Source organism: Staphylococcus sp. Z5-21, assembly GCF_056529615.1.
On record NZ_CP096462.1, the window covers coordinates 491,597 to 504,672 of the forward strand.

A 13,076-nucleotide genomic window follows, 5' to 3' on the forward strand; every position below is an offset into this window, starting at 1 on the left:
AATGTTATTTATTAATGTATCTTGTTATATATAGGATGATAAAATCAAAGCTAAATTGATTATTCTGTTTTGATTGTTTACACACGAATAAAGTAGGGCTATGTGTGCTCATGTTTTTACTTATTTTTTAGTATTTGTATAACATCCACAGATAGTCCTATATTTATTATGAAATATTTGAAATTGAATATGTACATAGAAAGGAATTGACTCATGTTAAGTATTAAAAACTTATCTAAAGTCTATGGTGGAGGAAAGAAAGCTGTAGATAATATTTCACTTGAGATTGAAGCCGGTGAATTTATTGCATTTATAGGGACAAGTGGTAGTGGTAAAACAACTGCATTAAGAATGATCAATAGAATGATTGAAGCAACTGAAGGGCAAATAGCTATAAATGGCAAAGATGTTCGCAAAATGAACCCAGTTGAGCTACGTAGAAAAATTGGGTATGTGATACAACAAATTGGATTGATGCCACATATGACGATTAGAGAAAATATCGTATTAGTACCTAAACTTTTAAAATGGTCTCAAGAAAAGAAAGAGAAAAAAGCTAAAGAACTGATAAAATTAGTGGATTTACCAGAAGAATTTTTAGATAGATATCCATCGCAGCTCTCAGGAGGACAACAGCAACGTATCGGTGTTGTGCGTGCGTTAGCAGCAGAACAAGATATCATTTTAATGGATGAACCATTTGGCGCGTTAGATCCAATTACGAGAGATACGTTGCAAGACTTGGTTAAAGAACTACAACAAAAGTTAGGTAAGACCTTCATTTTCGTTACACATGATATGGATGAAGCTATTAAACTGGCAGATAAAATTTGCATTATGTCTGAGGGACGTGTCATACAATTTGATACGCCAGACAATATTTTAAGACATCCTGAAAACGATTTCGTACGAGACTTTATTGGTCAAAATAGATTGATTCAAGATAGACCTAACATGCGTACAGTTAAAGATGCGATGATTAAACCTGTAACAGTTCATGCGGATAGCTCATTAAATGAAGCAGTTAAGATTATGAGAGATCGTCGTGTTGATACCATCTTTGTTGTGGGTAACAATCGTAGATTACTTGGATATTTAGATATTGAAGATATCAATCAAGGTTTACGTGGAAATAAAGAACTGATTGATACAATGCAACGCGATATCTATCGCGTAAGAATAGATAGTAAATTACAAGATTCAGTTCGTACAATATTGAAAAGAAATGTAAGAAACGTACCTGTAGTGGATAGTGATGAAGAAACGTTAATTGGATTGGTTACGAGAGCAAACTTAGTAGATATCGTGTATGACAGTATCTGGGGAGAAACAGATGAAGACGATGATGCTACACAAGACGCAATTGTTGAGCCCGATAATGTAGGAGCTGATAAGTAATGAAACAATTCATAGAGCAATATGGTGGGCAACTGATTTCCAAAACAGTCGAACACTTTTATATCTCAATGATCGCTTTGTTAATTGCAATCGTAGTCGCAGTACCATTAGGTATTATACTATCCAAAATGAAAAGAACTTCAAACATTGTTCTCACAATTGCTGGTGTATTACAAACGATACCAACATTAGCAGTATTAGCTGTAATGATACCAATCTTTGGTGTTGGAAAATTACCGGCCATTGTCGCATTATTTATCTATGTACTACTACCAATATTAAATAACACAGTATTAGGTGTTAAGAATATTGATAGTAATCTTAAAGAAGCAGCAATCAGTATGGGGATGACCCGCTTTCAATTAATGAAAGACGTTGAATTACCATTAGCTTTACCATTAATCTTGGGTGGTATACGATTATCATCTGTTTATGTCATTAGTTGGGCAACACTTGCAAGTTATGTAGGTGCAGGTGGCTTAGGTGACTTTGTATTTAATGGATTGAACTTATATGACCCATTAATGATTGTGAGTGCAGCTGTATTAGTTACAGCATTAGCATTAATAGTGGATGTACTATTATCATTAGTAGAAAAATGGGCAGTACCCAAAGGATTAAAAGTATCCAGATAATTTAAGGAGGACATTATGAAAAAGATAAAACAGTATTGTATCGCGCTTGTACTGTGTCTGACGGTGTTATCTGGATGTAGTTTACCCGGTTTAGGTGGAAATAGCTCAGACAACGAGGTCAAAATCACAGCACTTGCAACGAGCGAGTCACAAATTATGTCTCATATGTTGAGACTATTAATAGAACATGATACAGAAGGAAAAATCAAACCATCATTAATTAACAACTTAGGATCGAGTACCATTCAACATAACGCACTCGTAAATGGTGATGCAAACTTATCAGGTGCCCGTTATAATGGTACGGATTTAACAGGTGCATTAAATGAAAATCCTATTAAAGATCCAAAAAAAGCTATGAAAGCGACACAAGATGGTTTCCAAAAGAAATTTGATCAAACATTTTTTGATTCATATGGATTTGCAAACACTTATGCATTTATGGTAACTAAAGCAACCGCTGAAAAATATAATTTAGAAACTGTGTCTGATTTAAAAGCGCATAGCGATAAATTGAAACTAGGTGTCGATAGTTCATGGTTAAACCGTGAAGGCGATGGTTATCCAGGATTTACGAAAGCATATGGCTTTGATTTTAATACAGTACGACCAATGCAAATCGGATTAGTATATGATGCATTGAATTCGAATAATTTAGATGTAGCAGTCGGGTATTCAACGGATGGTCGAATTGCCGCATATGATTTAAAAGTATTGAAAGATGACAAACATTTCTTCCCACCTTATGACGCAAGTTCAGTGGCGACAAATAATTTATTAAAACAGCATCCAGAATTAAAACCAACAATAAAAAAATTACACAATAAAATTTCAACGAGTGAAATGCAGAAACTTAATTATCAAGCTGATGGTGAAGGTCAAGAGCCTGCAGTCGTCGCTGAAAAATTCTTAAAAGCACATAACTATTTTGAAAATGATAAGAAAGGTGGTCATTAGTAATGGAAGGTAATTTATTTCAACAATTAATTGAATATTATTCAGTAAACTTTGGCTACCTATGGGATTTATTTATTAAGCATTTACTTATGTCTGTTTATGGTGTTCTATTTGCAGCTATTGTAGGTATTCCTATTGGTATCGTCATTGCAAGATATAAAAAATTGTCTTGGACAATTATTACCATTGCAAACATCATTCAAACTGTACCTGTTATTGCGATGTTAGCAATATTAATGTTAGTGATGGGACTAGGTCCTACAACTGTAGTGGTAACGGTATTCTTATACGCACTATTACCAATTATAAAAAATACATTTACTGGTATTGTTGGTGTCGATGAAAATATTAAAGATGCCGGTAAAGGTATGGGAATGACGCGCAATCAAGTCTTGCGTATGATTGAATTACCATTATCTTTATCAGTCATTCTTGGTGGACTGAGAATTGCGCTTGTTGTAGCCATCGGGGTTGTTGCAGTCGGCTCATTCATAGGTGCGCCAACTTTAGGTGACATTGTTATTCGAGGTACGAATGCAACAGACGGAACCACATTTATTTTAGCTGGTGCAATTCCAATTGCTTTAATTGCAATTTTAATTGATATCTTCTTAAGATTTTTGGAAAAACGTTTAGATCCATCTAATAAAACGCATAAGAAGAAAAAACACGAACCACAAAGTATTAATTAATAAAGGTTGTGACTGACTTTGGCAATATTATCAATAAACTATAATTCAACGACGATTGGTATGCATCATCCTTTTATAGTGATTTTACCTGAAGACGCTACTTATTTTGATTCAAATGCACAACCGAAAGCGTTGAAAACGTTATTGCTTTTACACGGTCTTTCAAGTGACGAAACGTCGTATATGCGTTATACGAGTATTGAACGGTATGCAAATGAGCATCAATTAGCAGTAATCATGCCGAATGCAGATCATAGTGGTTATAGTAATATGGTGTATGGTCATAAATATTATGATTATATACTTGAAGTATTGGATTATGCGCATCAAATATTACCACTCTCGACTAGCAAAGAGGACAATTTTATTGCGGGACATTCGATGGGTGGCTATGGCACAATCAAATATGCGCTGTTAGAAGGTCATCGTTTTGCGAAAGCTTGTCCTTTATCTGCTGCATTTAACGCACAAGGTTTGATTGATTATGATTGGTATGATTATTCTGGATCTGCAATTGCTGGTCCAAATGCACAAGTAGCAAATACAAACTTAGATCCGTATTATTTAGTGGATGAAGCGATTAAGAAACAAAAAGAAATTCCCGAATTGCTTATCATGTGTGGTACAGAAGATGATTTATACCGAGACAATCAGCAGTTTGTACAATATTTAAATAAACGCCAAATACCAAACATATTTGAAGATGGACCTGGTGAACATGATTACGCATATTGGGATAAAGCGATACAACGTGCAATCAAGTGGTTCATAGAAGGAATATAGAAAATCAAATCGGAATGATATGAGTCAAAAAAAGCATCCCCATAGAGGGATGCTTTTTTACGTATATTAGAAAAATTTAAACTAATTTACAGTATAATTAGATGATTTAAATTCTTCTTCTAATTTACCTAAATGTCTTAAGGTAGGTGTCAATGCTGCAAAGAAAAATCCTTCTTTCAACTTACGTGCTTGTGGTGCTTTAGGAGAGTATGCTCTTGAACCACCATTGACCATAGACGCCTGATTAACTTCTAATAGTAAATATCCAGCTTCTTTTTTAAGTCGAATAAGTTCGCCAAATTGATTATCCAAATCATTTTTTGCAACAAGGTTATAAAAGTCTTGCTTGATCTGTTTATAGCGTGATTCAAAATCTGAAATGTCGTATTCTAAATATTTATTGATGCCATTTTGTGCGTCAGAGAATTTATGAATTAAATCAAGTGAAGCACGAACGGAACCTAGGGCAATAGGCACTTGTAGAGTTACAAATTTTGGTCGAATATCTGAGGCAAATGATTTTGCGTCATGCGTGATGATTTGCGTGTCAGGAATCAGTACATCATCCATCGTTATCGCAAATGTTGCTGAACCATTGACACCTAAGAAATTCGACTTCTCATCAAGTGTAATACCATCTTGATTGGCATGTACAATAAACATTACTAATTCATCATCAGTTTCAGACTTTGAAATGGCCCCAAAGTAGTGATCAGAACTGATATTGCTTACTGCTGGAAGTCTACCGTTTACGTAAAATTTTCCCTCTTGATAATGGTGAGATAAATTGAAAGACTCTAAATCATTAAATGATTTCATAGGATTTGATAAACCAGTTGCGCCTAATATATCACCATTTAATAATGATTGTTGTAAATCATGATTTAAATGCGCTTGGTCAGCATTTTCTAAGTATGTTGAGAATGCGAGTTGGCACCATAAGCAAAATCCTGTAGTTAGACAAGATTTGGATACTTCTTCAATAATTTCTAAATTATTTTTCAAATCATTTTCTTTAAAATAACCTTCTTTAAATAAAGTTTGAATAAATTGTTTAGGATAGTGTGTACCTTCATCTATTTCAATTAAATATGGATCTAATTCATTTTCGATAAGTGTTTGTAAACTCAAAATAACGTCTCCTTTATTCTCCGAATCGTTTTAGAATTAATTTTTCTAAATAACTAATAAATCTATCTATAATGAAGCCGAACAAACCAATAAAAAATATTGCGGCTAATACATCTTCTAAGTTCAACATATTTCTTGCATCTACTATCAAAAAGCCTAATCCAGACTGGGCACCAATCATTTCACCAGAAACTAAAAATATCCAACTTGTACCTACAGCCATATGAATACCACCCATAATATGTTTGAAGGCACCAGGGAATAAGATATTTTTATATAATTGCCAACCTGTTAAGTTAAGATTTGAAGCGATTTTTAAATATTGAGGTTCAATATGTCTAATGCCTTTAATTGTGTTAAAAACAATCGGAAAGAAAGCAGCGATAAAAATAATTGCCATAGCTGGTAAGCTACCGATACCAAACCAAAGTACAACGAAAGGTGACCAAGCGATAGGTGATATAGGTCTAATTAATTGTAAAAGTGGTTCGATGGCATGGAATAGTGCATTTACACGACCTAATAAAAATCCGATAGGAACACCGATTAAAATGGCAAGAACAAATCCGACTATGAAACGAAATAAACTAATAAACAAATGAGAAAATATTTCCCCGGAAATGATGAACTGCCAAATGCTCTTAGCAACAAGTAAAGGACCAGGTAAGAGGATAGGTTGATAATTTCCTATCCAAATCACGCATTGCCATATAAATAAGAAAATGATGAAACTAATAATAGGTAAAGTGAATTTTTTAGTTAATGCATGTGTCAATGCGTACTAGCCCTCCTTGTATAATGTTGGATCAACAAAATCTTTATAGTCAGGTGTGTTAAATAATTTATGTTCTTTGACTAAATGAGTGATTTTATTATAGCCTTCTTTTTCAATTGTTAAATCTCCATAAGAAGTCCAATCTGCTGATTGTTTTAAAACTTTTTTATCTTGTTTAAAATGTTTACTCATGACTTCTACGCTTTGCTTTTTATTGTTCATTTTATAACCAGCTTTTTTATAATCAGTCATAAAAGCTTGTGCTGTATGATGGTGTTGATTGATTAAATCCTCTCTGAGCACAAGTGCACAGCAATATGCATCAGGTATCACATCGCTACCATGTTTTAGCGTATGTCCTTTGCCTAGTTTTTCTCCTAAGGCACCAAAAGGTTCAGCTACTGAGTATCCTGAAATACGATTTTCACTTAAAGCTGCGGGCATTTCTGCAGGCGCCATTTCATGATAACTAAAGGTATCAGAGTCTAAATGAAGTTGTTTTCGCATTTCTTCTAATAGTAGGTAATGTGTCGAATACCGATGTGGTATCGCAAAGCTATAATCTTCGTGATTATGGAAGTCTGAAATTGTTTCGTTATTTTGTCCCATAATGACATTACCTTCGTGATGGCCTAGAGCAACTGCTTTAATATTTGAACCTTTCTCTTTAGATTTCATCGCAAGTTCGATTAAGGTAGATGCACCATCGATTTTGCCGCTATTTAAAGCGTCCATCAGGTCAGGCCAATTATTAAATCTTACTAGTTCTAAGTTGTAATTCGCGTTTTTGGTTTGTTGCTGTATTTGTTGGGTCATCATCAAGTTTGCTGAATGTGTAATAGGTAAATAACCAATTTTTATAGTTTCTTTTTTATCGGATTGTTTTTGACTATTACTTTGTGTACAAGCAGAAAGTAATACTAGGAATATTAGAGAAAGGATTAATAATTTTTTCAATATGCTGCCTCCTTATAAATAATATTCCGGTTCTGCCATATAATGATTTAAGGCAAACTTTTCCATGATAGTATTACGGATATTTAATAAATGGCTATCATTGCGATTACGAGGATGTGATTGCTTAATCTTATATTGATTGATAATTTCACAACCCTCTCCAAGTAAAATAATATTGTCAGAAAGATATAATGCTTCATCTATATCATGTGTGACAAGAATAATAGTAGCGTCAGTTTGATGCTTTAATTGAATCAATTGATCTTGTAGTTTATAACGGGTAAATGCATCTAAAGCACCAAGTGGTTCATCCATTAAAATAACTTTCGGTTGATGTACTTGTGCTCTACAAAGTGCAACACGTTGTTTCATCCCACCAGATAATGATTCAGGGAATGCTGAGCCTTTATTATTTAAATCGACACTTTTTAAATGATGGTTAATTTCTTCATTACTCATACGCTTATTTAAACCAATGCGTATATTGTCATAGATATTTTTCCATGGAAAAAGATTATGATGTTGGAATATCATCAAACAATCTGGAGATGGCGTTTGTTTAATTTGACCATTGATATTAACAGAACCAGATGAGGGTGTTAAGAAACCTCCAATAATATTTAATAAAGTTGATTTGCCACATCCACTTTTCCCAATAAAAGTAATGATTTCTCCTTTATCTATATTTAGTTCGAAATCGTTAATGACAGTATTCTCTCCAAATTGATGATGAACTCGATTAATATGAATCACGGTAGACACCTCAATTATTCTTATCGTTTTAATAAGAATTGCGTTTACACTAAAGGGCTATGCAAGTACATAGCCCGTGAAGTGGTTGTTTATGAATTTACTTTTTAGAAAATCTAGTGATTAATCACTTTGTAAAAAGGCAGTAGATGACTGGATTGAATTGCGCTTATATTAAGCTTATTCAACCCTAGTCATCCTTGCCGGGGTGGGACTACGAAATCTTTATTAAAACAAATGATTTCTGTCCCTCTCCCTAAGAACTACTAATCTCAATTCTATTGAGAAATATATAAGGATTACATTAGCTAAAGCTAATGCATAAGAACTACTAATCTCAATTCTATTGAGAAAGTAGTTCTTTATATTTTTTCGATGTCATCGATTGGTGTATCTACAGCTTTACGAGCACGGCGTACAGCGTCTTCATCTGGCGCATCGTACATACAAATACATTTTGTCATGTCTTCACAAACATACGTACGTTGGAATTGTACTTCCGGTACTTCTTCGTAGTGAACTGAATTTTTCTTCTTACGTGCTAAATATTGATCCATTGTAATACCTTCTGGGATATTCCAAGTTACAAGGTAGTCAATTTTAGGATCGCCTTTTTTAACTTCATCCAGTTCTTTACCAACTAGACGCACTTCTTTAACTAAATTTATATTAATTGAAGCATCTTCTAGAAATTGTTTTGCTTCAGTATCATTATTTGCTTCTACAATAAAGTAACCATGTGTTAAGTCTTCAGTAGCTTGAACTTCAATTAAAGTAGGTACATCACCAGTTGTTAATTGAGCAGCTTTATCTTCTAATTCTTTTTTATTTGAGGCAAAAGCCAAATCGTTTGCTTCTAGTAAAAATAATGTCATAAATCTTAACCTCCAAATATTAATAGTAGGTGTATAATACAATAAACCTTATCAGATTACAAGGATATGAAAATAGGTAATTTAAATTTTCTGATAAATTATAAAAATAGTATATAGTTAGCGGTTAAATTGTAATGGGTGCAGTAAGGTAATAAAATATACGTGTATAGATTTAAGTTTTTAAAAAATAAACCCGCACACGTCATTTAACTTTATACGTGTGCGGGTTATTAAATTATAATAGTAATGTTGCTAATATTGGAGCTACGATTACAACAATCACACCAACAATAACTAGAGAAATAGATGCCATAGATGCTTCAGTTTCACCAAATTCTTGTGCAGAAGAAACACCTAACGAATGGCCACTTGTACCAAGTGCTAAACCACGTGCAATAGGATTTGTTATATTAAATAACTTAATTAATTTAGATCCTAAAGCATATATCATCACACCATTTAAAATAACTGCTAGTGATGTCAACTCTTTGATGCCGCCGATATCTGCAGATACGGGTAATGCAATGGCAGTTGTCGCACCTTGAGGTAACATAGATGCTATGATGCCATTAGAAAATTGGAATGCTTCGGCGATAAGATAGATACAAACAAGTGCAGCAGTTGTACCTAATGTGATGCCGCCTAGGATTTGTTTCCAATATTTTTTCAAGACATCGCGACGTTTATATAAAGGTATAGCGAAACATATTGTTGCTGGTTCTAAGAAGAAATTAATGATATCGCCACCGATTTTATAATTTGAGTAATCAATACCAGTTAATTTTAAAAAGGCAATGCCGACGACCATGCTGACAAACAATGGTGTGAACAAGAAAAAGCCATTTGTCTTTTTAAATAAAAAAGTTGCGATGATAAAAGGTATAAGTGATAGTAGAATACCAAAATAAGGTGTATTAATCGCTAAATGTTCAATCATAATTTATCCTCCGCCAATTTTTTTGTTTTGAATTTTTCGGAATAAAGGATTTTGTAATAAGCAACTGAGATAAAAATCCTGTACATAACAACAAGAGCAATGTTGAAATGATAATTAATAATATAATTAGGATTGGACTTGTGCTTAATATGCCTAATGAATTAATGACTGAAACACCTGCTGGTACGAATAAGAAACCAATGTTATTCGTTAATGTGGTTCCAACAGTTTCTACTTGGCCAAGTTTTACAATACCAGTACATAAAGCAATAAATAATAGGACAAGTCCTATTACTGAAGCTGGCATTGGCACCGGCATGAAACTTTCGATGATGTTTGAAATAAACATAATAATCGCTATAACAAGCGCTTGATGGAAAAAATTATATGTTTTAGAGATTTTATTGTGCGTTTTGCGTTGTTCTTTTTCTACTCCCATTTAAAATTGCCTCCCAAAATCATCTTGAGTTAATTATAAAATGAAAGCGATTACGATGGGGCGTTTTTGATGTGACTTACGACACGTTAGAGCTGAAATGCATAAATTGAAATGTGACTATCAATTAAGCCCCATCATTTGTTTGAAAGTTTTCATATAGGAGCGGCTAACTTGAAACTTTAATTGATTTGTCATGGTAAGTTGATACGTATAATTGAACCAATGTTCAATGGTTTGAATATGGGATTTATTAATTAATGTTGCACGATGGATACGCATGAAATTTTGCGTTTCAATTTTCTTTTCATAATGACTCAAAGGCTCTGAAGTTTCGAAATCGTCGAGTGTTGTATTGATTGTAGTAATACCATTGTTGACCGAAACTGCAATAATATCATCTAAGTTAATAATATGAATGCGTTCATTTACCTCAATAGGGAGCACTTTACTTGTTTTTGTTTTTTCGTTGTTTTGAGTATCCATAGAAGCTGTTGTATAACTATCACTATGATGTTCGGTAGTTTGCCCCAAAGCTTGTTCTACTTTGTGAACTGCTTGTGCAATACGTTGTTGCTCAAAAGGTTTAAGGATATAATCGATGGCATCCAATTCAAAAGCCTTTACAGCAAAAGTATCATGCGCTGTGGCAAAGATGATAAAAGGTGCATGTTTCATTTTCTTTATTTTATTGGCAAGATCAAGACCACTTTCGTCCATTAAATTAATATCAAGAAAAATAACATCATAATCATCATAAAGTAATAGTTCTAATGTCTCAGAAACATTTTCTGCTTCATCAATTTTTTCAAAATGGTTTATTTGATTTAGCAAATAGTGAAGTTCATTACGTGCTAAGGGTTCGTCATCTACAATGATTGCTCTCAATTTTTTCCTCCTCTAAATTATGGTACGGAATCGTACAACTCACTTGTGTGCCTTGGTGATCGGAATGAATTTGAAGACTTGCTTCATAACCAAACAATCCATCTAATCTGCGATTTAAATTTTCTAACGCGCTGCCTGAACCAGATTCTGAATGGACACTGGTTTTACCAATTTTATCAAGTTTTTCATAAGGGATACCATGACCATTATCGGATACGGAAATGACTAAACCTGTTTGAGCTTTGTGTGCTTTTACGATAATTTCGTTATTGTATTTCCTATTTTTAAAAGCATGCTTAATGGCATTCTCAACAAGTATCTGTATAGCAAAAGGCGGTACAAGTGCGCCGTAACAAGTACGATCTATGTCAAACGACACATTGAAGCGGTCCGGATATCTAGCTTGTTCTAGAGATAAATAGGATTCTACTTGTTGTAATTCTTTTTCTAAAGAAATCGTGTTATTACGCGCACCTTGTAAATTAGATCTGAAAAATTGACTGAGTTGTAAAAGTAATTCACGTGCTTTTTCACTATCAATACGTACTAATGCAGAAATGGTATTAATTGCATTAAAGAAAAAATGTGGATTAACTTGTGCTTGAAGTGATTTAATTTCAGCATCACGTATTAAGGCACTTTGTGTTTCGGCTTGACCTAATTCAAGTTGACTGGAAAATATTTCAGCAAGTCCAGTTGCTAATTGTTTATCTGAATAGTTAACATCATATTTATTTGTAAAATATAATTTTAATGTACCGACAACATCATTCTTGACGCGTAGAGGTACTACGATTGCTGCTTCTAAAGGGCATCCTGGGTGGTTACAACCGATTTCTTCACTAGAATATGCTTCTTTTAAAGTGCCAGATTGAATGGCTCGTTTAGATAAATTAGTAATAATTGCTTTTTGGGCAACATGATGGTCGCTCGCTGCGCCAACATGAGTCAAAATATCTTTACGGTTGGTAATTGCTACCGCAGATACGCGCATTAAATTAAGTATAATCTCTGCTGCTTTTTTCGCTGATTGCTCATTCAAACCAGAGCGGAAATAAGGCAATGTCTGGTTAGCAAGCTGTAACACATCATGTGTTTGTATCGCACGCGTTTCTTCCTCTTGTTTAATAGTAGATAAAATAATAGATAAAAATATTGCTGTACCGATGGAATTAATCGAAATCATAGGGATAGCGATGAGTTTTACTAATGTCCACGCATGTTCAGTATTATCAGAAAATAAAAGAATACAAAGCATTTGAATTATTTCTGTTGTACCACCAATGCACGCACCTTTGACTATCGTAGGATAACGGTTAGCACGCATCGCTTTATAGCCAAAATAGCCAGAAATTAAAGCGATGAAAATAGATGAAATCAAGTAAATATATGCATCTGCACCACCAATGTAAACACGATACATACCTGAAACGACGGCAACTGCTAATGCTACAAATGGACCACCGATAAGTCCTGATACGCCAATAGTCAAAACACGTGTATTTGCTAAAGAAGCATCAGGGTCTAGATGGTTATAAACAGTTCCATTAATTATTTCATCGCCTCGGATTTGTATACCAGTGAAGTTTGAAATCATAGAGAAGCAACCAAAAATAATAATTAATTGCCATTGTGAACGTCGTTTCTCGCGCTCATTCATCATTGTTTTAAAATGGTTGATGTTCATTAGTATATAGGCAATAAGTATGATTAAGCCCACACGTTCAAGAAGTAGTATAAATAAATTTAACATAATGCACCCTTATCATAGTTTGTCTTAATATAGTATACAGAAATTTTTTAGCTATATGTTATTGCAGAAAAGTAATTATCATTTTAAGCGATAAAATTTTAGTATAATT

At 33.7% G+C, this 13,076-nt stretch carries 14 protein-coding genes; 5 read left to right on the forward strand and 9 right to left on the reverse strand.

Going from position 1 to position 13,076, the window contains the following annotated elements; genetic code table 11:
- The first annotated feature begins 213 nt into the window (after positions 1-213).
- Genes M1D64_RS02225 through M1D64_RS02245 form a run of 5 tightly spaced genes read left to right on the forward strand, consistent with a single transcriptional unit; the run spans position 214 to position 4,465 of the window.
- The gene (locus tag M1D64_RS02225; RefSeq protein WP_002482409.1) at positions 214-1,398 is read left to right on the forward strand and encodes a betaine/proline/choline family ABC transporter ATP-binding protein; all 1,185 of its coding nucleotides are present in this window, start codon (positions 214-216) and stop codon (positions 1,396-1,398) included.
- On the forward strand, positions 1,398-2,033 hold the full coding sequence (locus M1D64_RS02230; RefSeq protein WP_002482410.1) for an ABC transporter permease: 636 nt from the start codon (positions 1,398-1,400) through the stop codon (positions 2,031-2,033). The genes M1D64_RS02225 and M1D64_RS02230 overlap by 1 nt, the downstream gene beginning before the upstream one ends.
- 15 nt (positions 2,034-2,048) lie before the next feature.
- The gene (locus tag M1D64_RS02235; protein WP_069821576.1) at positions 2,049-2,990 is read left to right on the forward strand and encodes an osmoprotectant ABC transporter substrate-binding protein; all 942 of its coding nucleotides are present in this window, start codon (positions 2,049-2,051) and stop codon (positions 2,988-2,990) included.
- A gap of 2 nt (positions 2,991-2,992) precedes the next feature.
- On the forward strand, positions 2,993-3,682 hold the full coding sequence (locus tag M1D64_RS02240) for an ABC transporter permease (protein ID WP_002482412.1): 690 nt from the start codon (positions 2,993-2,995) through the stop codon (positions 3,680-3,682).
- Positions 3,683-3,700: 18 nt separating this feature from the next.
- Positions 3,701-4,465 (forward strand): alpha/beta hydrolase, encoded by a 765-nt coding sequence (locus M1D64_RS02245; RefSeq protein ID WP_037537721.1) that lies wholly within the window; start codon positions 3,701-3,703, stop codon positions 4,463-4,465.
- A gap of 81 nt (positions 4,466-4,546) precedes the next feature.
- Here M1D64_RS02245 and M1D64_RS02250 read toward each other — a convergent pair whose 3' ends face one another.
- The 9 genes from M1D64_RS02250 to M1D64_RS02290 all read right to left on the reverse strand — a co-directional run bounded on the left by M1D64_RS02250 (position 4,547) and on the right by M1D64_RS02290 (position 12,967).
- Positions 4,547-5,599 (reverse strand): acyl-CoA dehydrogenase family protein, encoded by a 1,053-nt coding sequence (locus M1D64_RS02250; protein WP_228160985.1) that lies wholly within the window; start codon positions 5,597-5,599, stop codon positions 4,547-4,549.
- A gap of 10 nt (positions 5,600-5,609) precedes the next feature.
- Positions 5,610-6,371, reverse strand: coding sequence for an ABC transporter permease (locus tag M1D64_RS02255; protein WP_002482415.1), 762 nt, complete (start codon positions 6,369-6,371; stop codon positions 5,610-5,612).
- A gap of 6 nt (positions 6,372-6,377) precedes the next feature.
- On the reverse strand, positions 6,378-7,328 hold the full coding sequence (locus M1D64_RS02260; RefSeq protein WP_011302420.1) for an ABC transporter substrate-binding protein: 951 nt from the start codon (positions 7,326-7,328) through the stop codon (positions 6,378-6,380).
- Positions 7,329-7,340: 12 nt separating this feature from the next.
- Positions 7,341-8,081 (reverse strand): ABC transporter ATP-binding protein, encoded by a 741-nt coding sequence (locus M1D64_RS02265; protein ID WP_069838189.1) that lies wholly within the window; start codon positions 8,079-8,081, stop codon positions 7,341-7,343.
- Positions 8,082-8,440: 359 nt separating this feature from the next.
- Positions 8,441-8,953: a DUF4242 domain-containing protein gene (locus M1D64_RS02270; RefSeq protein WP_002482418.1), complete on the reverse strand. Its 513-nt coding sequence runs from the start codon at positions 8,951-8,953 to the stop codon at positions 8,441-8,443.
- Between the two features lie 235 nt (positions 8,954-9,188).
- Positions 9,189-9,890, reverse strand: a complete 702-nt coding sequence (gene lrgB / locus M1D64_RS02275; protein WP_075339870.1) for an antiholin-like protein LrgB — start codon at positions 9,888-9,890, stop codon at positions 9,189-9,191.
- The gene (gene lrgA, locus M1D64_RS02280; RefSeq protein ID WP_011302421.1) at positions 9,883-10,329 is read right to left on the reverse strand and encodes an antiholin-like murein hydrolase modulator LrgA; all 447 of its coding nucleotides are present in this window, start codon (positions 10,327-10,329) and stop codon (positions 9,883-9,885) included. Before lrgA ends, lrgB begins: the two co-directional genes overlap by 8 nt.
- Before the next feature lie 120 nt (positions 10,330-10,449).
- Positions 10,450-11,214, reverse strand: coding sequence for a response regulator transcription factor LytR (locus M1D64_RS02285; RefSeq protein ID WP_002482420.1), 765 nt, complete (start codon positions 11,212-11,214; stop codon positions 10,450-10,452).
- Entirely contained in the window at positions 11,192-12,967 is a 1,776-nt protein-coding gene (locus M1D64_RS02290) for a sensor histidine kinase (RefSeq protein ID WP_069838187.1), read from the reverse strand. The genes M1D64_RS02285 and M1D64_RS02290 overlap by 23 nt, the downstream gene beginning before the upstream one ends.
- Positions 12,968-13,076 lie beyond the last annotated feature (109 nt).